We start from the raw sequence: 24,290 nt of genomic DNA on the forward strand, positions 1-24,290 counted from the left end.
CTACCTTCGGAGAAAACGACTTTCGCTGGGGGAGACATACGATGAGACGCCGGAGGAATCTGGCCGCCTCGATCGGCGGGTGGAGCGCCCGCCACCGCTGGGCGGCGATCATGATCTGGGTCGCCTTCGTGGCGGTGGCGACGTTCGCGGGCAACGCCGTCGGGACCGCGAAGATGAAGGGCTACGAGAGCCAGAACGGCGACTCCCGCAAGGCCGGGCAGATCCTCGACGGCGCGAACTTCGAGAACGTCGCCAGTGAAGTGGTCCTGGTCCAGGCCAAGGACGGCGGGCCGACCGTACAGGACCAGCGGTTCCGCGACGCGGTGGCCAAGGTCAAGGAGGCGATCACCGCCACCGGCCAGGTCGAGAACGTCCGCACCCCGTACGACAAGGAACCCTCGCCGGTGACCGAGGACCGGCGCACGACGCTGGTCCAGTTCGACATGAAGGGCGACGGCAAGGACGCCGACAAGCGGGTGCAGCCCGTCCTCGACGCGGTCGCCGGGGTCCAGAAGAGCTTCCCCGACCTGCGCGTGGAGCAGGCGGGCGGCGCGAGCGCGGGCAAGATGATCGGCGAGGCGATCGACAAGGACTTCGTCCGCGCCGAGCAGCTCTCGCTGCCGATCACGTTCGGCATCCTGCTCGCCGCCTTCGGCGCACTGCTGGCCGCGCTGGTGCCCCTGGCGCTGGCCATGACCGCCATCGTCGGCGCCACCGGCCTGCTGGCGCTGACCAGCCACCTGCTGCACGTGGACGACGCGACGCCGAACCTCATGCTGCTCATCGGCCTGGCCGTCGGTGTGGACTACTCGCTGTTCTACATCCGCAGGGAGCGCGAGGAGCGGGCCAAGGGCCGCGACAAGCGGCGCGCCATCGAGATCGCGGCGGCCACCTCCGGACGTGCCGTGCTCATCTCCGGCATCACCGTCATGGTCGCCATGGCGGGCATGTTCCTCACCGGCAACGGCATCTTCATGGGCTTCGCCGAGGGCACGATCCTGGTCGTCCTCGTCGCCATGATCGGCTCGCTCACCGTACTTCCCGCGCTGCTCTCACTGATCGGCGACAAGATCGACGCGCGGCTGATCCACGGCACCGTGCGGGTGCTCACCCGTGGCCGTGTCACCTGGTCCCGCAAGCTCGGCGGCCGGAGCGTCGAAGGCGGGCGGGTCTGGAACGCCCTCCTCACCCCGGTCCTGCGCCACCCGCTCGTGTCCGCGCTCGTCGCCGGCGGCCTGCTGGTCGCCCTGGCCGCGCCCGCCTTCACGCTGCGCACCGGCCCGCAGGGCTTCGACGACCTGCAGGGCGACTACGCCATCGCCGAGACGTTCAAGCGCATCGACACGGCGTTCCCCGGCGGCAACGCGCCCGCCGTGGTCGTGCTCAAGGCGCCCGACGTCACCGCCCCGGCCGTCACCTCGGCCATCGAACGCTTCAAGCAGCAGGCGTTCGCGACCGGCCAGGCCAACGAACCGTTCGGCGTCGACGTCAACCCGGACAAGACGGTCGCCCGCATCTCCATCGGCCTCAAGGGCGAGAAGGAGGTCGCCGAGCAGGCCGTGCGCACGCTGCGCGAGAAGGTGATCCCCGCGACGCTGACCGGGGCCGGGGAGGCGCACGTCACCGGCGAGACCGCCGGGTCGATGGACTTCAACGAGCAGCTCGGCCGCTCGATCCCGCTGGTGTTCGGGTTCGTCCTGCTGCTGGCGTTCATCCTCCTGCTGACCTCGTTCCGCTCCCTGGTGGTCGCGGTCAAGGCGATCGTGCTGAACCTGCTGTCGGTCGCCGCCGCCTACGGCGTGCTCGTGCTGGTCTTCCAGCGCGGCTACGGCGAGGGGCTGCTGGGCTTCACCTCGACCGGGTTCATCACCGACTGGGTGCCGCTGTTCCTGTTCGTCATCCTCTTCGGCCTGTCGATGGACTACCACGTGTTCATCCTCAGCCGCGTCCGCGAGGCGTACGACCGGGGCATGCGCACCGAGGACGCCGTCGCCTTCGGCATCAGGACGACGGCCGGCGTGGTGACCAGCGCGGCGCTCATCATGGTCGCGGTCTTCGCCACCTTCGCCACGCTGTCGCTGCTGACCTTCATGGAGATGGGCGTCGGCCTGGCCGCCGCGATCCTGATCGACGCGACGATCGTCAGGGCGGTGCTGCTCCCGGCCACGATGAAGCTGCTCGGCGACTGGAACTGGTACCTGCCGCGCTGGCTGAACTGGCTGCCGCAGCTCTCGCACGGCGACGAGGACGACGACCCCAGCCCGCAGCCCCGCCACCGGATCCCCGCGGGCGTCTGACCAGGGCCGTACGGCCCACCGAAACGTGCACGGCCCGCGCCTCGCACGGCCCGCCTCTGGGGGGAGACGGCCGTCCGGCAGATCGCCTGAGGGGGACGATCCGCCGGGAGCACCGGGAGCCGCCGCCTCCGAGGGCAGGCGGCGGCCCCGGGAGAGACGCGGGCCGTGCACCCGTTCCCGTTCCGTTCGGCGTCCCCGCGATGAGGAGAACTCTCGATGACATCAGATCCCGGCCGGCGACCCGCCCGGCGGAAGGCGTGGGCCGCCGCCGCCGCGGTCCTCGTCCTCCTCGCCGGGGCGGCGGGGTTCGGCGCCTGGTACGGCAGCGATCAGGCGATCGGTGTCGTGCGCCACGGATCGGGTAACACGCGGGTGCTGGCCGTACAGGGCGACCTGGTGACGTTGGAGCGGTCGGCGCGGACCGGCAAGCCGGGCACGTACTGGCTGGAGTGGAGCGGCGCCTCCTCGATGCTCGGCGACGTCGTGTCCCGGACGAAGGGCGGCGTGACGCGCAGGCTCCTGCGCGGTCAGACCCCCTCCGTGGGCACCTCCGGCTACTTCGGCAACGTTCCCGCCGGCGATCCCAAGATCGCCTGGGGCATCGGCCACTCCGAGATCATGGTGCCCACGGAGCTCGGGCCCGCCCCCGCCTGGTACGTGCCCGGCGAGGGCCCGGTCTGGGTCGTCGCCGTCCACGGGCAGAACGGGCACCGCAAGGCGGAGCTCAAGATCCTTCCGGTCGTCCACGAGCTGAGGCTGCCGTTCCTGGACATCTCCTACCGCAACGACGAAGGGGCGCCGCCCTCGCCCGACGGGCTGCTACATCTGGGCGACTCGGAATGGCGCGACCTGGAGGCCGCCCTCCGCCAGGCGCAGAAGATGGGAGCGAAGAGGTTCGTCCTGTACGGCACGTCCATGGGCGGCCAGATCATCGGGCAGTTCCTCGCCAGGTCGCCGCTCGCCGCCGCGACCGACCGGGTCATCATGGACGCGCCCATGCTCGACGTGGGCATCACCGGGGAACAGGGCGCCAGGAACCACCACCTGCCCGGCTTCGCCGGGACGCTGGCGAACAAGGTCGTCGAATGGCGTACCGGGGTCGACGTGGACCGCCTGAGCCTGATCCGGCACCCACCGAAGATCAGGCCGCCCCTGCTCCTCCTCCACACCGTCCCCGACGAGGAGCATCCGATCGAGGAGTCGCGCGCCTTCGTGGCCGCCGCTGAACGCCTGGGGTGGAAGGTCCGGTTCGAGGAGTTCGCACAGGGCGAGCACACGGAGGCGTGGAACGTGGACCGGGTCCGCTACGAGGGTCTCGTGCGCGGCTTCCTCTCCCGGCCCTGGCCGGAGGCCATGCCACCGTCCGACCGGAGAACCGCGCGGCCTACGTCAGGTCGGTGAAAGGCTCGGGGAAGTGGCCGGTGCCGAGCAGGCCGCCCTCGGCGCGGACGCGCCGCAGAAGGTCCTGCCTGCTCGCCGCGGCCCGCTCGGCGTCCTCGTCGTAGGCGTACCGGACCGCGGGGTTGGCGAGCTGCACGGGGTGCAGGACGACGTCCCCGGTCAGGGTCAGGGAGCCGACCTGCACGACCTGGTGGCCGGGGGTGTGGCCGGGCGTGTGCGCGACGCGGACGCCCGGGACGACCACGGCGGCGCCGTCCACGGCGTCGATGAGGCCCGTCAGCGGGCGCAGCACGCGTTCCAGGATCGGGTTCGGCCCCGCCCCCTCGATCCAGTCGACCTCGGCGCGCTGGATGACGTGCCGCGCGTTCGGGAAGGCGGGGACGCCCTCGGTGACGGCGCCGCTCGCGTGGTCGCTGTGCAGGTGGGTCAGCACGACGGTGCCGACGTCCCCGGGCGCGACGCCCGCGGCGGCCAGCTCGCCGGCCAGGCCCCCGGGCACCGGCGCCCAGCTCGACGCCGGCGAGTCCGTGCCGCCGATGCCGGTGTCCACCAGGACCACGCGGCCGAAGGCGTCGCGCAGCAGGTAGCAGCGGAAGTGGAGGACCCACTCGGCCGGCGTGCCCGCCCAGTCGTCCGGCGAGGCGCCGGTGAAGAGCTCGGGGAGCGGACGCCTGATCGACTGGCCCATGGGGCCCACCGCGTCGCGCAGCGGCGTCACCTCGATTCCGGCGAACGTCCTGGGCGCGTACGACATCGGACTCCTCATCGGTCGGCGTCGCCCCAAGACTATGAGGCCACGGTGGCCGGGCGGAACCGGCGGGCTTGCGCGCCGGGCCGGGAGTGCTGTTATCGTAGAGGTGGCTGCTCAGGTTTCTCGGTTTTCTTGACGGCGCGATAGGGCTCGGTCCCCGCGTCCGCCCCGAGGCCCGTTTTCTCCAGATTCTGTTTTCTTCAGCGAATTCGCGCGATTTCTTTCGCAGCCGCGTTCCACCGGTCCCGGCCTACGCCCGGCCCGCACGCGTTCCCCGAGGCGCTCCGTTCACGGATGCGCGCCTCCCATCGGCAGCCGAATTTCCCATGCACGAAAAGCCCGGCATTTCCTCGCCATCCCCGCGAGAGCCGCGTTCCCATCGCCGTCCCCGGTTTCAGGACACGCGTTCTCTCCCGCGTTCCACCGCGAAAGGCATTTCCCATGACCGTGTCCACCAAGGCGCCCACTGAGGCACCCATCAGGCCCGCCGACCGCCCCGACCCCCCGATCCGGCACGTCACCGGCCTGGTCGACGTCCGCGACAAGACCGCCTTCGTCCGGACCGGCGGCTACGCCCCCGGCGCGGGCGACATCCGCCTCTCCCTGCCGGAGGTCCGGCGCCTGGGCCTGCGGCCCGGCGACCTGGTCACCGGCACCACGCGCGCCCCGTACACCCGGCTCGCCGGGCTGCTGTCCGTCAACGGGCGCGAGCCGGGGCACGACCGGCCGCACTTCGCCGACCTGACCCCGGTCCACCCCCACGACCGCCTGGTCCTGGGCGACGGCTCCCCGATCACCCGCCTGATCGACCTGGTCGCCCCCGTCGGCAAGGGGCAGCGCGGCCTGATCGTCGCGCCGCCCAAGGCCGGCAAGACCATCGTCCTCAAGGCCATCGCGGACGCCGTCGCGGCCTGCCACCCGGACGCCCACCTCATGGCCGTCCTGGTGGGCGAGCGGCCCGAGGAGGTCACCGACTTCCGCGAGTCCGTCCGCGGCGAGGTCGTCGCCTCCACCTTCGACCGTCCCGAGCGCGAGCACACCGCGCTTGCCGAGCTGGCCGTCGAGCGCGCCAAGCGCCTGGTCGAGCAGGGCGCGGACGTCGTCCTGCTGCTGGACTCCCTCACCCGCCTCGGCAGGGCGTACAACGTCATCGCGCCGAACGGCGGCAGGATTCTCACGGGCGGCATCGACGCGCAGGCCGTCCACCTGCCCAAACGCCTGTTCGGCGCCGCCCGCGCGGTTCGCGGGGGCGGCTCGCTGACCATCTTCGCGACCGCCCTCGCCGAGACCGGCTCGCGCATGGACGACAACTTCTACGAGGAGTTCAAGGGCACGGGCAACATGGAGCTGCGGCTCGACCGGGCCCTCGCCGAGCACCGGCTGTACCCGGCCGTCGACGTGGCGGCCTCCGGCACCCGGCGCGAGGAGATCCTGCTGGCCGGGGAGGAGCGTGCGCTGATGTGGCGGCTGCGCCGCGTGCTGTCCGGCCTCGACCGCGAGCAGGCGCTGCGCGTGCTGCTCGACCGGCTGCGCGAGACGCCGTCCAACGCCGCCTTCCTCCGCCAGGTGGCCGCCGCGGCCCCCTGAGTCCCTCAGTTGGCGACGCCGACGGCCTGCTTCAGCGTGGCGGGGTCGTCGAGCGCGGTGAGCATCGCGTGCGCGGTGTCGGCCCGCGAGATCGTGTAACCGTGCGGCACGGTGCCCCCGATGACCCGGCGGTAGGCCCCGGTGAGCGGCTTGCCGGTCAGGCGGGGCGGGCGCACGATCGTCCATTCGGTGGCGCTGCGCCGGACCTCTTCCTCCATCACCGCCAGGTCGGCGTAGACGTCCCGCAGGAACCTGCGGATCAGCGGCGTGAGCACCGCCCGGTGCAGGAATCCTTCGCCTTCGGGCGTGGGGCCGAGGGGGGCGGCGCTGATGACGACGAGGCGCCGCACGTCCATGGTCTCCATGGCGCGGATCACCGAGCGCAGCGCGAGCGCGGCGATGCCCGCGTCCTTCCTGGTCCTCGGCCCGAGCGCGGAGATCACGGCCTCGCGTCCCGCCATCGCGGGCCGCAGCGCCTCGGGGGCGGTGACGTCCGCGGTCACCACGTCGAGGGCCGAGTGGCTGATGGGCAGCCGGGCCGGGTCGCGGACGACGGCCGCGACCTGGTGCCCGGCGTCCAGCGCCTGCCGGACGACCTCCTTGCCGACCCCGCCGGTCGCTCCTATGACGGTGAGTCTCATGAGCTACCCCTCCCATAGGTTGGTGAGCACTCACTCACATCCTAGAATGAGCACCCCGCGGCGCGCGCACCCGCCCGTCCGCGGGCCAGAATCACTCTCAGGACCCGGAGAAAGGCGAACGATGCCCCAGCGGCCCACGGCCTCAGGCGCGCGCACGCGCCAGCGCATCCTCGACGCCGCGGAGCAGCTCATGCGCACGGCCGGCGTCGCCCGCGCGACCACCAAAGAGATCGCGCGCGCCGCCGGCATCAGCGAGGCGGCGCTGTACCGGCACTTCTCCGGCAAGGAGGAGATGTTCGTCAAGGTGCTCGAAGAGCGGCTCCCCGGTCTCGGCACGCTGATCGGGAACCTCGCCCAGGATCCGGGCGAGCGCACGACCGAGGAGTGCCTGGCCGAGATCGCCCGCACGGCCACCCTGTTCTACGAGGCCAGCACGCCGATCGCCGCGTCGCTGTTCGCCGAGCCCGCGCTGCTGGAACGCCACCGCGAGGGCCTGCGCAAGCTCGGCGCGGGCCCGCACCGGCCGCTGGACGCGCTCGCCGGCTACCTGCGCTCGCTGCGCGACGCCGGCCGCGTCCGCCGGGACGCCGACCCCGACGCGGCGGCGGCCCTGCTGCTCGGCGCCTGCTACCAGCGCGCCCAGCTCACCCTGTTCGCCCGCGAGGAGGAGCCGCCGGCCTCGCTCGACGACTTCGCGACGTCCCTGGCCCGCACCCTCCTCGACGGCATCCGCTGACGGTCATGGGCGCCGGGAAGGCCCGGCGCGGGTAGGACACCACCTGGACGCGGCGCCGCCGGGCCGTGGCATTATGTTACTCACGAGTAGCCTATGCGAGGAGCCAGCCGTGCCAACGTCACGTGACGTCGTGTTCGTCGACGGCGTGCGCACGCCTTTCGGCAGGTCGGGCCCGAAAGGCCTGTACGCCGAGACGCGTGCCGATGACCTGGTCGTCCGTGTCATCCGTGAGCTGATGCGCCGCAACCCGGGCCTGCCGCCCGAACGCGTCGACGAGGTCGCGATCGCGGCCACCACCCAGATCGGCGACCAGGGGCTGACCATCGGGCGGTCCGCCGCCGTGCTGGCCGGGCTGCCGAAGACCGTCCCCGGGTACGCCGTGGACCGCATGTGCGCGGGCGCGATGACCGCCGTCACGAACGTCGCCGGGGGCATCGCCTTCGGCGCCTACGACGTCGCCATCGCGGGCGGCGTGGAGCACATGGGCCGCCACCCGATGGGCGAAGGGGTGGACCCGAACCCCCGGTTTCTGTCGGAGAGCCTGGTGGACGGCTCGGCGCTGATCATGGGCATGACGGCGGAGAACCTGCACGACCGGTACCCCGAGATCACCAGGCGGCGCGCGGACGCCTACGCCGTGGCCTCGCAGGAGAAGGTCGCCAAGGCGTACGCCGACGGCAGGATCCAGCAGGACCTGGTGCCGACGGCGGCCCGCAAGGCCGCCGAGGGCTGGGGCCTGGCCACCGAGGACGAGCCGCCCAGGCCCGGCACCACCATGGAGGGCCTCGCCGGGCTGAAGACGCCGTTCCGCGCGCACGGCCGCGTCACGGCCGGCAACGCGGCGGGCCTCAACGACGGCGCCACCGGCTGCGTGGTCGCGGCGGCGGACGTCACGGCCGAGCTGGGCCTGACCGCCAAGATGCGCCTGGTCTCCTACGCCTTCGCCGGGGTGGACCCGGAGGTCATGGGCGTCGGCCCGATCCCGTCCACCGAGCGGGCGCTGCGCCTGGCGGGCCTCGGCATCGGCGACATCGGCCTGATCGAGATCAACGAGGCGTTCGCCGTGCAGGTGCTGGCCTTCCTCGGGCACTTCGGCATCGCCGACGACGACCCCCGGGTGAACCCCTACGGCGGCGCGATCGCGTTCGGCCACCCGCTCGCCTCGTCGGGCGTCCGCCTGATGACGCAGCTCGCCCGCCAGTTCGGCGAACGGCCCGACGTCCGGTACGGCATCACCACGATGTGCGTCGGCATGGGCATGGGCGGAACGGTCATCTGGGAGAACCCCGCCTGGGAGGGCGCCAAGTGAGCGACATCACCGAGATCTTCGACGACGAGGTCGTGACCCACGCCCTCGTCCGCGACGTGAGCCTCCCCGGCGGCGCGGGGACGATGGCCCTGATCACGCTGGACAACGGCTTCGACCACACCAAGCCGAACACCTTCGGGCCGCGCGGCCTGACCGAGCTGGACAAGGCCCTGGACGCGATCGCCGCCCGCGACGACCTGGCCGCCGTCGGCGTGACCGGCAAGCCGTTCATCTTCGCGGTCGGCGCCGACCTCAAGGGCGCGGCGCTGGTCAGGACCCGCGGGCAGGCCGAGGAGCTCGGCAGGCTCGGGCACGAGGTGTTCCGCAGGCTCGGCGAGCTGGAGGTGCCGTCGTTCGCGTTCGTGAACGGCGCGGCCATGGGCGGCGGCCTGGAGATCGCGCTGCACTGCACCTACCGGACGATCTCGTCGGGCGTGCCGGCGGTGGCGCTGCCGGAGTGCTTCCTCGGGCTGGTCCCCGGCTGGGGCGGCACGCAGCTACTCCCCCGGCTGATCGGCCCCGCGTCCGCGCTCAAGCTCATCATCGAGAACCCGCTGTCGCAGAACCGCATGATCAAGGGGCGGGAGGCGTTCCGGCTCGGCGTCGCCGACGCGATCTTCGAGCCCGCCGACTTCCTGGAGGAGTCGCTGCGCTGGGCCGCCCGGGTGCTGACCGGCGAGGCCGCGGTGTCCCGTCCGCCGTTCACCTCCGACGCCGCGGCCTGGGACTCGGCCGTCGCGGGCGCGCGGGCGCTGGTGGACCTGAAGCTGCGCGGCGCCTCGCCGGCGCCGTACCGCGCGCTCGACCTGGTCGCGCTCGCCCGCACGGCCGGGCGGGACGAGGGGTTCGAGGCCGAGACCCAGGCCCTGGCGGACCTGCTCATGGGCGACGAGCTGCGCGCCGGGCTCTACTCCTTCGACCTGGTGCAGCGCCGCGCCAAGCGGCCCGCGGGCGCGCCCGACAAGGCGCTCGCCCGCAAGGTGACCAAGGTGGGGGTGGTGGGCGCGGGCCTGATGGCCTCCCAGCTCGCGCTGCTGTTCGCGCGGCGGCTGGAGGTGCCCGTCGTCCTCACCGACCTGGACCAGGAGCGCCTGGACAAGGGCGTCGGCTACGTGCGCGCCGAGGTGGACAAGCTGCTCGCCAAGGGCCGGGTGAACGGCGACCAGGCCAACCGGCTGAAGGGCCTGGTCTCGGGGTCGCTGACCAAGGACGCCTTCGCCGACGCCGACTTCGTGATCGAGGCCGTCTTCGAGGACCTGAAGGTCAAGAAGCAGGTGTTCGCCGAGGTCGAGGCCGTCGTCGGCCCCGAGTGCGTGCTGGCGACCAACACCTCCTCGCTGTCGGTGAGCGCGATGGCGTCGGGGCTGCGCCACCCCGAGCGGGTGGTCGGCTTCCACTTCTTCAACCCGGTGGCCGTGCTGCCGCTGCTGGAGATCGTCCGCGGTGAGCGCACCGACGACGCCACGCTGGCCACGGCCTTCGCGACCGGCAAGGCGCTGAAGAAGTCGTGCGTGCTGGTGAAGGACGCCCCGGCGTTCGTGGTGAACCGCCTGCTGACCCGCTTCATGGGCGAGGTCATCGGGGCGGTGGACGAGGGCACCCCGGTCGAGACGGCCGACCACGCCCTGGACGGGCTCGGGCTGCCGATGTCGCCGTTCGCGCTGCTCCAGCTCGTCGGCCCGGCGGTGGCGCTGCACGTCGCCGAGACGCTGCACGAGGCGTTCCCCGCCCGGTACAAGGTCTCGGAGAACCTGGCGAACCTGGTGAAGGCCGGCAAGCCCGGCGTGTTCGCGCCCGACTTCTCGATCGACCCCGAGGCGCGCCAGATCTTCGAGGGCTCCGGCCTGACCGGGCCGTCCGCCGAGGAGGTGCGGGCGCGGGCGCTGCGCGCGCTGGCCGAGGAGGCGCGCCTGATGCTGGACGAGGGCGTCGTGGCCGCCGCCGAGGACGTGGACCTGTGCATGATCCTCGGCGCGGGCTGGCCGTTCCACACCGGCGGCATCACGCCGTACCTGGACAGGACGGGCGTGTCGGCCGAGGTGACCGGGCGCCGCTTCCTCGCGCCGGGCATGGCGTCGGTCCCCGCCTGACCGTCCCTGATCGCGCCGGCCTCCGGGGGCGTTCCTGGAGGCCGGCGTCAGGTCGCGTAGCTAAGAAATCACCACCTGTACGGACATATCCCGCCGATTACGTCCGTACCTGTACAGACCACTCCGTAGCCGGACGCCCCGTCCGAGGCCCCGCCGGAATTCGGGATGATGGAGTTCATGCTCGCCGACGCCATCAACGCCCTCGCCTGCCCCGTGTGCCGGGGCGACCTGTCCCTGCGCGGCGCGGCCGTCCGGTGCGCGGAGGGTCACGCGTTCGACGTGGCGCGGCAGGGCTACGTGAGCCTGCTGACCGGCTCCGCGGCCCCCGGCACCGCCGACACCCCGGCCATGGTGGCCGCGCGGGCGGAGTTCCTCGACGACGGACACTACACGCCGCTGGCCGAGCGGTTGCGCGCGCTGGTCGGTGAGGTCGCCGCGCCGGGCCCTGGAATCGTCCTGGACGCCGGAGCCGGCACGGGCCACTACCTGGCCCGTGCGCTGCGCCCGGACGACGTGGGGATCGCCCTGGACGTCTCCAAGCACGCGCTCAGGCGGGCCGCCCGCGCCCACCCGCGGGTCGCCGCGGTCGTCGCGGACGTGTGGCGCGCGCTGCCGGTGAAGGACGGCAGGGTGGAGGTCGTGCTCGACGTGTTCGCCCCCCGCAACGGGCCCGAGTTCGCCCGCGTGCTGCGGCCCGGGGGGACGCTCGTCGTGGTCACCCCCACCTCACGCCACCTGGCGCCGCTGGTCGAGACGCTCGGCCTGCTGTCGGTGGACGAGGCCAAGGCCCGCCGGGTCGAGGAGTCCCTCGGGGGCCACTTCACCGAGATCTCGCGGGAGGTCCTGGAGGGCCGTATGCTCCTCGACCACCGGGCGGTCGCCGCGGTCGCCGGGATGGGGCCGAGCGCATGGCATGTCGATTCCGGGGCACTGGAACAGGAGATTTCCCGCCTGCCTCTCCAGGTGGCCGTGGAAATGTCATGCCACATCTCACTCTTCCGTAAGATCGCCTAGAACAACCCGAATTACGAATTTCCCCGACTTTGTAGACCAACATCCGTTTAGAAGCGACATACTTAACGGCAACCCGCCGATGCCGGTCCGGGAGAGCGTGAGGGAGGGGCACGCCCATGAAGGCCGAGGAACGCTGGCAGGCCAGGTTCCGCGCGGCACGTATGACACTGCCCGTTTGGGCACGGCTCGCACCGTCCCGGGCCGTGTACCGCTGCAACATCTCCGGCATCTGGGAGATCCACGCCTGGGACCGGTCGAACGGCGCCACCCGGCAGGTCACCAGCCGTCCGCGCGGCACCTCGCACGCCGCGATCGACCCCACCGGTCAGTGGATCTGGTGGTTCTCCGACACCTACGGCGACGAGTTCGGCATCTGGACGCGCCAGCCGTTCAACGGCGGCCCCGAGATGCCGGCCCACCCCGACCTGGCGCCCGGGCACCCGACCGGCCTCGCGCTGTCCGCCGCGGGCACCGCCGCCGTCGGGCGCAGCAGCCGCCACGGCTTCCAGGTGCTGCACTTCCGCGTCGGCGGCGACGAGCGGCCCGCCGTCATCTACGAGTCTCGCGAGTTCGCGCAGGTCTCCGGCATGTCGCTGGACGGCTCGCTGATCGCGGTGAGCCACAGCGAGCACGGCGACTCCCGCCACCCCGCCCTGCGCGTGATCAGGCCGAACGGCCAGGTGGTCGGCGACCTGCACGACGGGCCCGGCAAGGGCTTCAGCGGCGTGCGGTTCGCCCCGACCATGACCGACCGGCGCATCCTCACCCTGCACGAGCGTCGCGGCCGTCGCGAGCCCCTGGTCTGGGACCCGCTGACCGGCGAGCAGCGCGAGATCTGGCTGCGCGTGCCCGGTGAGATCACCGCCGACTGGTACCACGACGGCAGGGCGCTGCTCATCGGCCACAACGACCGGGCCAGGACCGAGCTGTTCCGCTACGACCTCGGCGGCGGTGACCTCGCGCCGATCAAGACCCTGCACGGCGTCATCCACGACGCCATGCCCCGGCCGGACGGCACCGTCGAGTACTCGTGGTCCAGCGCGGCGCACCCTCCGGTGGTCCGCGCCAGCGACGGCCACGTCGTCATGAACCAGTCCGGCCCCTCCGCGCCGCCCTCGGTGCCGCTGGAGGACGTCTTCGTCGAAGGCCCCGGCGGGCGGATCCACGCCCTGGTGTCGCGCCCCGAGATCGGCACGAGCCCGTACCCGGCCGTCTTCCTGCTGCACGGCGGCCCGGCCGCGCAGGACGACGACTCGTTCCTGCCGAACGTCGCCGCCTGGGTCGACGCCGGCTTCGTGGTCGTGCGGGTCAACTACCGCGGCTCGACGGGGTACGGCTCGGCGTGGCGGGACGCGCTACGCGGCGACGTCGGCCACATCGAGCTGTCCGACGTCGCGGCGGTCCGCGACTGGGCCGTCACCACCGGCCTGGCCGACCCCGAGCGCCTGGTGCTCGCGGGCGCGTCCTGGGGCGGCTACCTCACGCTGCTCGGCCTCGGCACCCAGCCCAAGAGCTGGGCGGCCGGGATCGCCGCCGTGCCCATCGCCGACCACGCCGCCGCCTACCGCGACGAGACCGAGGGCCTGCGCGCCTACCACCGCGCCCTGTTCGGCGGCTCGCCGCAGGAGGTGCCGGAGCTGTACGCGGCGTCCTCGCCGATGTCGTACCTGGACGGCATACGGGCGCCGCTGCTCGTGCTGGCGGGCGAGAACGACCCGCGCTCGCCGATCCGGCAGATCGAGCAGTACCTGGGCAAGCTCGCCGAGCGGGACCACGCGTTCGAGGTCTACCGCTACAGCGCCGGACACGGCTCCCTGGTCGTCGAGGAGCGCATCCGCCAGATGGCGGCGCAGCTCGACTTCGCGCGCAAGCACGTCGGCCTCGCCCAGCCCGCCTCGGCGCGGTCCTGAGCCGGGAGGCGGGCCCGGTACGGACCGGTCCGCCGCCACCGGTCTAGACCACCGCGGGAGACGGCGCCCGCCCGGCCGTCTCCGCGACGGCCGGGAGCGGCGAGGCGGGGGTCAGTCGGCGCGCAGCACCAGGATCGCGAGGTCGTCGGCGCTGGGCTCGGCGGCGTACTCCTCCACGGCGCGGCGGATGCGCTCGGCGACGGCCCGCGCCGACAGCTCGGCGCACTCGGCCAGCAGCTTGGCCAGGCCGCCGTCGTCGTCGAGCAGCCGTTCTCCCGAGCGGCGTTCCGTGACGCCGTCGGTCACGCCCAGCAGCACGTCCCCGTGGGCCAGGTGGACGTGGTCGGCCTCGAACTCGGCCTCGGGGAACACGCCGAGCAGCGACTGGGAGGTCACCACGGCCTCGACCACGCCGCTCGGCCGCAGCCGCAGGGCCTCCGGGTGCCCGGCGGAGATCAGGGAGAGGTCGAGGCCGTCGCCGGTGCGGGTGATCTCGCCGTGCAGGAGCGTGAGGAACCGGGCGCGCTCGCCCTCCTCCAGGATCGCCCGGTTCAGCCGGGAGACGACCGAGGCGACGTCGTACCCCTCGCGGGCGAGCAGGCGCAGGGTGTGGCGGGCCAGGCCGGTGACCGCGGCGGCCTCGGGCCCGGTGCCGCAGACGTCGCCGATCGCGAAGCGCCACGAGCCCTCGCCGGTGGTGAAAAGGTCGTAGAAATCGCCCCCGACCTCGTTGTTCTCGCCCGCGGGCTCGTACACCACCCAGTAGTCCAGGCCCGGCGTCTCGGCCGGGGTGCCCGGCGGCAGCAGGCTGCGCTGCAGCGCCCGGTTGGCGTCGGCCTGCTGGGCGTACAGCCGGGCGTTGTCCATGGCCAGGGCGGCGCGCCGGGCGAGGTCCTCGGCGAGCCTGGCCACCTCGTCGGGGAAGCGGCCGGCGCGCCCGAGGCACATGAGGCCGAGGCTGCGCCCGCGCGCGGTCAGCGGGAAGGCCAGCGACTGCCAGTCGGCGAGCTGGATCGGCGTCGGGGTGAGGTTCTCCAGCGCGGGGATCTCGGTCTGTTCGAGCTGCTCGCGCAGGACGTCGATCTGCGACTCGTCGGCGTGCCAGAGGTAGGCCGGGGTGGGCGGCTCGGCGCCGGAGACGGCGGTGTACACCGCGCACCAGGTGGCGAGCCGGGGGACGACGATCTGGGCGATCAGCGCGGGCACCATGTTGAGGTCCAGCGTGCCCGCGAGCAGGTCGCTGGCGTCGGCGAGGAACCCCAGCCAGCCCGGCCCCTGGGAGGCGCCGCCGCCGGCCGTCCAGTCGTCGGGTTCCTCTCCCCCGGAGTTGCCGGGCAGGGGCAGGCGGGCCCAGCGGGTGCGCAGCGCGCCGGAGAAGCTGACGCCCCAGACCGTGACCGGCGCCGAGGGGGCCGAGGCCGTCGCCGCGTCGTGGTCCTTCTCCCGGACCTCGATCTGCAGCGAATCCCCCTGATGCATCCATACGATCTCGAACGGACCGTCCCGCACTTCGGCCACGAGCTCGCCGGTCAGCCGCTCCGCGTCGGGCCTGATCGAAGCCGCGGCCCACGCGGTCATGACCTCGCGCGTGAACCGGATGGCCGCGGGTAGGGCCGTATCGCCGGCCGCGAAGGAGGCGGCCAGCACACCCCGGGAAGAACTTGTCATCGCACCGTGCTTACCACACTCCGCAGTCACATGCGGTCAACCGACCGGGCGACCGCATAGCCGCCTTCATGCCAGACTGGCACTACTCCGAGTCCCGCCCGAACAGCGTGAAGGAGGCTTCATGAAGGGTACCCCGACCAAGGAGCCCGGTTCGGAGCGGTCATATACCGAGTCCGAACTTCGGCCCCTGCTGGAGACGCTCATCACCTGGCGTGACGGTGACTTCCGCCGCAGGGTGCCCCACGCCCCCCACGGCATACTCAGCGAGATCCGGCTCCTGGTGAACGAGGTCGCCGACCGCCGCGAACACCTCGCCAACGAGCTGCTGCGCGTCCGCAGAGAGGTGACCAAGGAGGGTCACTTCGGCGTGCGCCTCACCCCCGGCCCCGGCGTCGGCTCGTGGGCCGAGAGCGTCGACTCGGTCAACGCCCTGATCGACGCCCTGGTCGGCCCGGTCAGCAGCGCCGCCGACGTCCTCGACGCCGTCGCCCAGGGCGACCTGTCGCGGCGCATCGACATGGAGACCACCACCTCCCGCGGCGAGGTGCGCCGCCTCGGCAAGGCCATCAACGGCATGGTCGACCAGCTCTCGCTGTTCACCTCCGAGGTCACCCGGGTCGCCCGCGAGGTCGGCTCCGAGGGCCGGCTCGGCGGCAAGGCCAACCTCCGCGACATGTCCGGAAGCTGGCGCGACCTCACCGACGCCGTGAACACCATGTCCAGCCGGGTGTCCGCCCAGGTGCGCGACATCGCCGTCGTCACCACCGCCGTCGCGCGCGGCGACCTGTCCCGCAAGGTCACCGTCGACGCCGTCGGCGAGATGCTGGAGCTCAAGAACACCGTCAACACCATGGTCGACCAGCTCTCCGCCTTCGCGGAGGAGGTCACCCGCGTGGCCCGCGAGGTCGGCACCGAGGGCGAGCTCGGCGGCCAGGCCCGCGTCCGCGGCGTCTCGGGCGTCTGGAAGGACCTGACCGACAACGTCAACGTCATGGCGGGCAACCTCACCAGCCAGGTGCGCAACATCGCCACCGTGGCGACCGCCGTGGCCCAGGGCGACCTGTCCAAGAAGATCACCGCCGACGCTCAGGGCGAGATCCTCCAGCTCAAAGAGACCCTCAACACGATGGTCGACCAGCTCTCGATGTTCGCCGACGAGGTCACCCGCGTCGCCCGCGAGGTCGGCACCGAGGGCCAGCTCGGCGGGCGCGCCGACGTGAAGGGCGTCTCCGGCGTCTGGAAGGACCTCACCGACAACGTCAACTCGATGGCGTACAACCTGACCTACCAGGTGCGCAACATCGCCCAGGTCACCAAGGCCGTCGCCGGCGGCGACCTGTCCAAGAAGATCGACGTGGACGCCCAGGGCGAGATGCTGGAGCTGAAGTCCACCATCAACACGATGGTCGATCAGCTCTCGTCGGTCGCCTCCGAGGTGAGCCGCGTGGCCCGCGAGGTCGGCTCCGAGGGCCAGCTCGGCGGCCAGGCCCAGGTCCGCGGCGTGTCGGGCGTCTGGAAGGACCTCACCGACAACGTCAACTTCATGGCCAACAACCTGACCTCGCAGGTCCGGCAGATCGCGGCCGTCTCCAACGCCGTCGTGCAGGGCAACCTGTCCAGGAAGATCACCGTGGACGCGCAGGGCGAGATCCTGCAGCTCAAGGACACGGTGAACACCATGGTCGACCAGCTCTCGCTGTTCGCCGACGAGGTCACCCGCGTCGCCCGCGAGGTCGGCACCATGGGCCAGCTCGGCGGGCAGGCCCGCGTGCGCGGCGTGTCGGGCGTCTGGAAGGACCTCACCGACAACGTCAACTCCATGGCGACCAACCTGACCTACCAGGTCCGCAACATCGGCGAGGTCACCACCGCGGTCGCCAGGGGCGACCTGTCGCGCAAGATCGACGTGGACGCGCAGGGCGAGATCCTCGTCCTGAAGACCACCATCAACCGCATGGTCGACCAGCTCTCGTCCTTCGCCTCCGAGGTCACCCGCGTGGCCCGCGAGGTCGCCTCCGAGGGCCGGCTGGGCGGCCAGGCCCGCGTCGAGGGCGTCGAGGGCACCTGGAAGCAGCTCACCGAGAGCGTCAACGAGCTGGCGGGCAACCTGACCACCCAGGTCCGCGCCATCGCCGAGGTCACCAGCGCCGTCGCCCGCGGCGACCTCACCCGCTCGATCAGCGTCGAGGCGCAGGGCGAGCTGGCCGACCTGAAGGACAACATCAACACGATGGTGTCCAACCTGGTCGCCTCCACCAAGGCCAACCAGCAGCAGGACTGGCTCAAGAGCAACCTGGCCCGCGTCTCGCGCCTCATGCAGGGCCACCGCGACCTCCAGGAGGTCGGCAAGCTGATCATGAGCGAGCTGACCCCGCTGGTGCAGGCCCACTTCGGCGCCTTCTACATGGTGTCCAGCCCCAAGGACGCCGAGCTCGGGCTCATCGCCGGGTACGGCGTGCGGCCCGGCAACGGCGCGCGGGACCGGTTCGCGTTCGGGCAGGGCATCGTCGGGCAGGCGGCGGCCGAGGGCCGTCCCATCGTCCTCGACCGCGTCCCCTCCGACTACCTCACCATCGACACCGGGCTGAGCAGCTCCACCCCCGCGCAGATCGTCGTGCTCCCCGTCCTGTTCGAGGAGCAGGTCCTCGGCGTCATGGAGCTGGCCTCCTTCAGCGAGTTCGGCGAGGTCCACCTGGCCTTCCTCAACCAGCTCGTCGAGACCATCGGCGTCACGATGAACACGATCATCGCCAACTCGCGCACCGAGGGCCTGCTGGCCGAGTCGCAGCGGCTCACCACCGAGCTGCGCGAGCGCTCCGACGAGCTCCAGCGCCAGCAGGAGGAACTGCGCAGGTCCAACGCCGAGCTGGAGGACAAGGCCGCACTGCTCGCCAAGCAGAACCGCGCCATCGAGATCCAGAACTTCCAGATCGAGCAGGCCCGCCGCACGCTGGAGGAACGCGCCGAGCAGCTCGCGGTGTCCTCGCGGTACAAGACCGAGTTCCTGGCCAACATGTCCCACGAGCTGCGCACCCCGCTCAACAGCCTCCTGGTGCTGGCCAAGCTGCTCACCGAGAACAGCGAGGGCAACCTCACCCCGCAGCAGGTCGAGTTCGCCAGGACCATCCACGGCGCCGGGTCGGCGCTGCTGCAGCTCATCAACGACATCCTCGACCTGTCCAAGGTCGAGGCCGGGCGCATGGACATCCACCCCCAGCAGATCTCCATGCCCAAGCTGGTCGAGTACGTCGAGGCCACCTTCGGCCCGCTCGCCCTGGACAAGGGCCTGTCCTTCTCCGTCTACGTCGACTCGGCCGTGCCCGAGGAGGTGCGCAGCGACGAGCAGCGCCTGCAACAGGTCCTGCGCAACCTGCTGTCCAACGCGGTCAAGTTCACCCCCAAGGGCGAGGTGCGGCTCGACATCACGCGGGCGTCCGACGTGCCGTACGTGGACGAGACCCTGCGCGGCAGCGACGACATCCTCTCCTTCGCCGTCGTGGACACCGGCATCGGCATCGCGCCCGAGAAGCTGGACGTCATCTTCGAGCAGTTCCGCCAGGCCGACGGCACCACCAGCCGCAAGTACGGCGGCACGGGCCTCGGCCTGTCGATCTGCCGCGAGATCGCCCGCCTGCTCGGCGGCGAGATCCACGCCAAGAGCGAGCCGGGCAAGGGCAGCACGTTCACGCTGCACCTGCCGGTCAGCTACTCCGGGCCGCTCGCCAACGCCGACGGCGGCGCGGCGATCGCGCCGCTCGACACCCCGCAGGAACGCTCGCTGGAGCTCACCGCCTCCGACGTCCTGCCCGAACTGCCGCAGATCGCCGAGGAGCCTCCGCTTCCCGCGCCCGCGACCTGGCAGGGCGAGGATCCGCTGAACGATGCGAAGATTCTCATCGTGGACGACGACATCCGTAACGTCTTCGCGCTGACCAGCGTCCTGGAACGCCACGGTGCGACCGTCGTCTACGCTGAGAACGGCCTTGAGGGAATCGAGCAGCTCGAACGCAACGAGGATGTCGCGCTCGTTCTGATGGACATCATGATGCCCGAGATGGACGGCTGGGCGACCACCTCGGCGATCCGGCGCATGCCGCAGTTCGCCGACCTCCCGATCATCGCGCTGACCGCCAAGGTCATGCGCGGGGACCGCGAGAAGAGCATCGCCTCCGGCGCGTCCGACTACGTGCCGAAGCCGGTGGACGTCGACCGGCTCCTGGAACGCCTTCGTGGCTGGCTCACGCGCGGCCGGGTGGCCTCCGGCGACGGTAGAGAGGGACGCGATTGATGCCGGATCGAGCAAGGGTCCTCCTGGTCGACGACCGGGAGGAGAACCTCATCGCCCTGGAGGCCATCCTCAGCTCCCTGGACGTGACCGCCGTGCGGGCGCGGTCGGGGGAAGAGGCCCTCAAGGCGCTGCTCGGCACGGACTTCGCCCTGATCCTGCTGGACGTGCGCATGCCCGGCATGGACGGCTTCGAGACCGCCGCCCACATCAAGCGGCGCGAGCGCACCCGCAACATCCCGATCATCTTCCTCACCGTCGTCGACAGCGCCCCCGACTACGCCTTCCGCGGCTACGCCGCCGGCGCCGTCGACTACCTGACCAAGCCGTTCGACCCGTGGGTGCTGCGCGCCAAGGTGTCGGTCTTCGTCGAGCTCTACAACATGAACCGCCGCCTCACGGAGCAGGCCTCGCTGCTGCGTGAGCGGCTCAACGTCGAGCTGCCGGACGGCATGGGCGCGGAGGTCCTCCCCGAGCTCTCCCGCCGCCTGAGCGCCGTCGAGGAAGAGCTGGCCCGCATCACGGACCTGGCCCACCACGCCAACGGCAGCACCGCCCTCTCCGGCCCCCTCAACGACCTGTCCGAGCGGGTGACCCACCTCCGCGCCGGCTTCGACGCCCTCTCCTGACCCCGCGCGCCCCTTTCACCGGCGCCGGCGGGCGCCGCGGCCTGCCGAAGGGTCAGCGGCGGGCGCGTTCCAGGGCGTCCCAGAAGCCGCGGCGGAGCGCGTGGCGGACCTCGTCGTGGAGGAGGAAGTCGATGGGCAGCGAGGAACCCTGGAGGAGACGGGCCTCCAGGTCGGAGGGCATGCGGGGTTTGCGGGCCAGGACGGCTTCCAGCCAGAGGGCCGGGGCGTCGCGGGCGACGGACTCGCCGAAGTCGTGGCCCTCCTTGTGTGCGGCCTTGACGGCGTCCGCCAGAGTGGTCGTCCCCGGCATACCGCCGGTGACCGGCGCGGGCTGCGGGCCGGTGTACGGGCCGAGCTGGGAGGTCGGGTAGGCCGAGCCGGAGGAGCCCACGCCCGACGGGGCCGAGGAGCCCAGGGTGTACTGACCGCCGGCCTGGGGCGGCACGGGCGCGGCCATGGGCTGTGACGCGGGGGGCTGCGAGCCGCGGGAGGACGACGGGGCGTCCGAGTAGTTCGTGTACGCGGGGGGCAGGGCGGGCTGCGACGAGCGGGATGAGGAGTCGGAGCGGGGGCTGTTGGAGGAGACCGAGCCCGACCGCGTGCCTGACGGCGCCGAGGAGCCGAGGTCGGACGAGGCATGGGCGCCCGTTCCCGGGGAGGTTCCGGCTGGCGAGTTCGCCGTGAGGTTCCCCGAGGCGGGCCCGGCCGAGTTTCCGGCATGGGAGCCTGTGGGACTTCCGGCATGGGAGCCCGTGGAGGCACCGGCATGGGAGCCTGTGGGGCTACCGGCGTGGTTCGGGGTCCGGTTTCCCGCGTGAGAGCCCGCGTGGTTCGGGGTGTGGGCGCCTGTGCCGTAGGTGGAAGGGTTCTGGGAGATCAGGCCGCCGGTCTGCGAGCCCGGAGTGGCCGAGAGGCCGTGAGAGCCCGCGCCTGTCGAGGAGCCCGGCGCGCCGGTGCCCGTGGAGTTGTGGTTGCGGGAGCTCGTGCCCAGGAAGCCGAAGTTGTGGACGCCGGTGAGCCCCACCTGGTCGGCGGGAGAGGGCGTGGTGTGCGAGCCCGCCGGAACGTTCCCGGACAAGCCGGCTCCGACCGAGCCGCTCCCGGCCGCGTTCGCCCCAAGGCCGTCGGACCCGCCGGAGGCCGGCCCAAGGGGGCCGGACCCGCCAGTGGTCGAACCAAGAGGACCGGATCCGCCGGAGGCCGGACCATGGGAACCGGACCCGCCGGTGGTCGAGCCCGGCGAACCGGAAGCGCTGGAGGCCGAGCCCAAGGAACCTGAGCCACCGGCCGTGGGGCCGAGGGAAGCGGATCCCGGAGAGGTGGGACCGAGGGAAGCGGATCCCGGAGGAGTGGAGCCGAGGGAGCCGGACCGTGGAGAGCTGGGGCCGAGGGAGTTGGAGCCGGGGAGGTTGCCGGAGGCGCCGGGGGATCGGGAGGTGAGCGGGCCGCTGTGGGGGGAAGCCGGGCCGGTCTGGTCGCCTGGCGCGCCCGCGCCGGGTGATCCAGAGCCCTGGCCGCTCGCGCCGTGCGTCCCCGTGCCCGGCGATCCAGATGTGTAGCCGCCGGTGCCCTGCGCACCGAGGCCGTATGAGCCCGTGCCGTATGAGCCCGTGCCGTACGAGCCCGTGCCGTACGAGCCCGTGCCGTGCGCCCCGTCCCCATGGGCACCGGCGCCGTAGGACCTGACGCCGTGCGAGCCGTCGCCCGCGCCCTGCGAACCGTCCCCGTGGGAACCCGCGCCCTGCGCCCCATTCCCCTGGGGGCCTGCGCCGTGCGACCCGTCGCCGTAGGGGCCCGGGGCGTGGGAAGGGGTGCCCTGGGGGCCGTCGCCGTGCGGGCCCGAGGTGTGGGAACCAGCGGGAAGGCTGAAATTTCCAGTAAGAGCGCCCGTACCGGATACACCGGAACCCGCCGTGTACGAGCCCGCGCCGTGCGGTCCGGCTCCGAGAGAATCCGCCCCGAGAGAGCCGCCGCCTTGGGAACCGGCGGAAGGGCCCAGGCTTCCGGACGCGAGAGCGCTCTGGCTGTGGGCGTCCGAACCGGACGAACCCGCCCTTGTGCCACTGCTTCCGGACGCGACCCCGCCCGTGTTTCCGGACGCGACCCCGCCCGCTCCGTAGGACGGCGAGCCCGGCCCCGCCTGGCCCGGCGTTTCCGGGCCGAGGGACGCCGAAGGCCGGCCCCCGCCGCCGCGCAGGCCCGCGTCAGGAGAACCCGCGCCCTGGGAGCCCGAGCCGGCGGACGAGGCCGGGGAGCCGCCGTGGGCACCGGACGTGCCGGAGATCGGCGTGGCCGTGCCGCCGGGAGCGGAGGCGAAGGAGCCCGTGGCCGGGCCGGCGGAGGCCGAAGGCGGACCGGAGGAGAGAGAACCCGAGGCCGAACCCGTACCGAGAGAGCCCGAAGGCGGGCTGGAGGTGACGGAACCCGAGGCCGGGCCGGTGCCGAGGGGGCCGGAGGCCGGCGGGGAGGTGGTGAAAGGGCCTGTGGAGGGAGGGGAGGTGAAGGGGCCGGTGGGTGGCGGCGAGGCGTAGGGCGACGGGGGGCGGCCGTTGTAGGTGGCGTCGCGGGCGCGGCCGTTGCCGATCGGGGCCGGCAGGTGGAAGCCGTTGGACGGTCCGCCGTCCGGCCCGGCGGCGATGTTGCCCGTCACGAGGTTGACGTACGGGCGGAGGTGGCCGCTGCCGATCTCGATGAGGTCGTCGCATTCCTGCTGGAGGGTGCGGGACACCGCCCAGCCCCCCTCGGCCGCGATGTGGATCACGGTGACGCGGATGCCGAGGTCCTGCGCGTCGCTGACGACCTGGGCGAGGTCTTCGTCGCCGCTGACGACGACGGCGTCGCAGATGGCGTTGTTGCGGGCCAGCGTCATGAGGTCGCGGTGGACCTGGGCGTCCACGCCTTCCCTGCGGCCGGGACGGATGCGGGCGAGGCGGAGCTTGAGTCCGGGGATGTCGGCGAGCGCGTCGTGCTCGGGAGTGCGCCGCCCTTCGACGGTCGCCTCATACCAATAGCACCGCAACAACGGCAGATCGGTACGCTCGCGGGAAAGCGTGGAGAGGAGTTGCAGCAGGCCGGGATAGTCCCAGGCGACGGCCTCGCGATGGCGGGTCCCATGCACGGCCATCGCGCCGTCCGCCAGCAGATAGCCAGCGTCCACGAACAGCGCGCAGCGATCCACGCGACACCGCCCTCTCATACGTGGCCAAGGTCCGGTGGCAGCCGAAGCCCGGCCCTATCTCAGGGTAATGAAGGCACTGATCCTGCGAGGGTGAATCCCGGCGATTCGGCCCGCGCATGCCCATGTTCGGGAATGTTCCCGCCGACCGTACCAGTTTGCCGTTATTTTCAGCCCTTGGTGATAAAGGAGTGGCCCCGCAGGGGGTGCTCCGAAGGGGTCTCTAGGCTGGCCTCCATGGATGAGCGCGCGAAACTTCTCGACGAGATCAAGAAAAAGGGAGTGGTGCACGGGCGGGTCGTGCTGAGCTCGGGCCGCGAGGCCGACTGGTACGTGGACCTGCGCCGGATCACCTTGGACGGCGTGGCGGCCCCGCTGGTGGGCCAGGTCATGCTGGACCTCACCGAGGATCTCGGGTACGACGCCGTCGGCGGCCTCACCCTGGGCGCCGACCCGGTCGCCACGGCCATGCTGCACGCCGCCGCCGCGCGGGGACGGCACCTGGACGCGTTCGTGGTGCGCAAGGCGGGCAAGGCCCACGGCCTCCAGCGCAGGATCGAGGGCCCGGACGTCGCGGGCCGCCGCGTGCTGGCCGTGGAGGACACCTCGACGACGGGCGGCTCGGTGCTCACGGCCGTGGAGGCGCTGCGCGAGGCCGGCGCGGAGATCGTGGGCGTGGCCACCATCGTGGACCGCGGCGCGGTGTCCGCGATCGAGGCGACGGGCCTGCCCTATCGCACGGCCTACACCCTCACCGACCTCGGGCTGGACTGAGGCCGCCCGGGGCGCGGAAGGCC

General features: G+C 72.3%; 14 protein-coding genes and 1 pseudogene. 11 read left to right on the forward strand and 4 right to left on the reverse strand.

The genetic code is table 11. The features are described from left to right. The first annotated feature begins 41 nt into the window (after positions 1-41). Positions 42-2,297 (forward strand): MMPL family transporter, encoded by a 2,256-nt coding sequence (locus tag BJ982_RS03475; RefSeq protein ID WP_184876485.1) that lies wholly within the window; start codon positions 42-44, stop codon positions 2,295-2,297. A gap of 216 nt (positions 2,298-2,513) precedes the next feature. Next, the gene (locus tag BJ982_RS03480; RefSeq protein ID WP_184876487.1) at positions 2,514-3,698 is read left to right on the forward strand and encodes a DUF8805 domain-containing protein; all 1,185 of its coding nucleotides are present in this window, start codon (positions 2,514-2,516) and stop codon (positions 3,696-3,698) included. Here the strand turns inward: BJ982_RS03480 and BJ982_RS03485 are convergent. Beyond that, positions 3,682-4,452, reverse strand: coding sequence for an MBL fold metallo-hydrolase (locus BJ982_RS03485; RefSeq protein ID WP_184876490.1), 771 nt, complete (start codon positions 4,450-4,452; stop codon positions 3,682-3,684). The two genes, BJ982_RS03480 and BJ982_RS03485, sit on opposite strands and share 17 nt — an antisense overlap. A 438-nt stretch (positions 4,453-4,890) precedes the next feature. Here BJ982_RS03485 and rho point away from each other — a divergent pair, with 438 nt between their 5' ends. Continuing rightward, positions 4,891-6,036, forward strand: a complete 1,146-nt coding sequence (rho, locus tag BJ982_RS03490) for a transcription termination factor Rho (protein ID WP_184876492.1) — start codon at positions 4,891-4,893, stop codon at positions 6,034-6,036. 5 nt (positions 6,037-6,041) lie between these two features. Here the strand turns inward: rho and BJ982_RS03495 are convergent, their stop codons facing one another. After that, complete coding sequence (locus BJ982_RS03495) at positions 6,042-6,677, reverse strand: NAD(P)-dependent oxidoreductase (RefSeq protein ID WP_184876494.1); 636 nt, start codon at positions 6,675-6,677, stop codon at positions 6,042-6,044. A gap of 121 nt (positions 6,678-6,798) precedes the next feature. On the opposite strand from BJ982_RS03495, the gene BJ982_RS03500 reads away from it, so the two are divergent. From BJ982_RS03500 to BJ982_RS03520, 5 genes are all read left to right on the forward strand, one after another. Then, positions 6,799-7,413: a TetR/AcrR family transcriptional regulator gene (locus BJ982_RS03500; protein ID WP_184876496.1), complete on the forward strand. Its 615-nt coding sequence runs from the start codon at positions 6,799-6,801 to the stop codon at positions 7,411-7,413. Between the two features lie 130 nt (positions 7,414-7,543). Next, entirely contained in the window at positions 7,544-8,722 is a 1,179-nt protein-coding gene (locus BJ982_RS03505; protein WP_311772304.1) for a thiolase family protein, read from the forward strand. After that, the gene (locus BJ982_RS03510) at positions 8,719-10,812 is read left to right on the forward strand and encodes a 3-hydroxyacyl-CoA dehydrogenase NAD-binding domain-containing protein (protein WP_184876500.1); all 2,094 of its coding nucleotides are present in this window, start codon (positions 8,719-8,721) and stop codon (positions 10,810-10,812) included. The genes BJ982_RS03505 and BJ982_RS03510 overlap by 4 nt, the downstream gene beginning before the upstream one ends. Positions 10,813-10,989: 177 nt before the next feature. Continuing rightward, positions 10,990-11,826 (forward strand): putative RNA methyltransferase, encoded by an 837-nt coding sequence (locus BJ982_RS03515; RefSeq protein ID WP_184876502.1) that lies wholly within the window; start codon positions 10,990-10,992, stop codon positions 11,824-11,826. Positions 11,827-11,942: 116 nt separating this feature from the next. Further along, entirely contained in the window at positions 11,943-13,736 is a 1,794-nt protein-coding gene (locus BJ982_RS03520) for a S9 family peptidase (protein WP_184876504.1), read from the forward strand. Positions 13,737-13,847: 111 nt separating this feature from the next. Here BJ982_RS03520 and BJ982_RS40240 read toward each other — a convergent pair whose 3' ends face one another. Next, the gene (locus BJ982_RS40240; RefSeq protein ID WP_184876506.1) at positions 13,848-15,404 is read right to left on the reverse strand and encodes a PP2C family protein-serine/threonine phosphatase; all 1,557 of its coding nucleotides are present in this window, start codon (positions 15,402-15,404) and stop codon (positions 13,848-13,850) included. A 121-nt stretch (positions 15,405-15,525) separates the two neighbouring features. Here BJ982_RS40240 and BJ982_RS03530 point away from each other — a divergent pair, with 121 nt between their 5' ends. Then, entirely contained in the window at positions 15,526-19,692 is a 4,167-nt protein-coding gene (locus BJ982_RS03530) for a HAMP domain-containing protein (RefSeq protein WP_184876508.1), read from the forward strand. Further along, positions 19,692-20,318, forward strand: a complete 627-nt coding sequence (locus tag BJ982_RS03535; RefSeq protein ID WP_184876510.1) for a response regulator — start codon at positions 19,692-19,694, stop codon at positions 20,316-20,318. Before BJ982_RS03530 ends, BJ982_RS03535 begins: the two co-directional genes overlap by 1 nt. Before the next feature lie 2,536 nt (positions 20,319-22,854). Here the strand turns inward: BJ982_RS03535 and BJ982_RS41080 are convergent. Further along, positions 22,855-23,496: pseudogene (locus tag BJ982_RS41080) on the reverse strand (NYN domain-containing protein); the annotation flags it as partial. A gap of 234 nt (positions 23,497-23,730) precedes the next feature. Here BJ982_RS41080 and pyrE point away from each other — a divergent pair. Continuing rightward, positions 23,731-24,267, forward strand: a complete 537-nt coding sequence (gene pyrE, locus BJ982_RS03550; RefSeq protein WP_184876512.1) for an orotate phosphoribosyltransferase — start codon at positions 23,731-23,733, stop codon at positions 24,265-24,267. Positions 24,268-24,290 lie beyond the last annotated feature (23 nt).

Source organism: Sphaerisporangium siamense (assembly GCF_014205275.1).
Lineage (GTDB): Bacteria > Actinomycetota > Actinomycetes > Streptosporangiales > Streptosporangiaceae > Sphaerisporangium > Sphaerisporangium siamense.

Coding starts and splice junctions, on each gene's coding strand:
- BJ982_RS03475 (WP_184876485.1), top strand. CDS start 42: ATGAGACGCCGGAGGAATCTGGCCGCCTCGATCGGCGGGTGGAGCGCC.
- BJ982_RS03480 (WP_184876487.1), top strand. CDS start 2,514: ATGACATCAGATCCCGGCCGGCGACCCGCCCGGCGGAAGGCGTGGGCC.
- BJ982_RS03485 (WP_184876490.1), bottom strand. CDS start 4,452: ATGTCGTACGCGCCCAGGACGTTCGCCGGAATCGAGGTGACGCCGCTG.
- rho (WP_184876492.1), top strand. CDS start 4,891: ATGACCGTGTCCACCAAGGCGCCCACTGAGGCACCCATCAGGCCCGCC.
- BJ982_RS03495 (WP_184876494.1), bottom strand. CDS start 6,677: ATGAGACTCACCGTCATAGGAGCGACCGGCGGGGTCGGCAAGGAGGTC.
- BJ982_RS03500 (WP_184876496.1), top strand. CDS start 6,799: ATGCCCCAGCGGCCCACGGCCTCAGGCGCGCGCACGCGCCAGCGCATC.
- BJ982_RS03515 (WP_184876502.1), top strand. CDS start 10,990: ATGCTCGCCGACGCCATCAACGCCCTCGCCTGCCCCGTGTGCCGGGGC.
- BJ982_RS03520 (WP_184876504.1), top strand. CDS start 11,943: ATGAAGGCCGAGGAACGCTGGCAGGCCAGGTTCCGCGCGGCACGTATG.
- BJ982_RS40240 (WP_184876506.1), bottom strand. CDS start 15,404: ATGACAAGTTCTTCCCGGGGTGTGCTGGCCGCCTCCTTCGCGGCCGGC.
- BJ982_RS03530 (WP_184876508.1), top strand. CDS start 15,526: ATGAAGGGTACCCCGACCAAGGAGCCCGGTTCGGAGCGGTCATATACC.
- BJ982_RS03535 (WP_184876510.1), top strand. CDS start 19,692: ATGCCGGATCGAGCAAGGGTCCTCCTGGTCGACGACCGGGAGGAGAAC.
- pyrE (WP_184876512.1), top strand. CDS start 23,731: ATGGATGAGCGCGCGAAACTTCTCGACGAGATCAAGAAAAAGGGAGTG.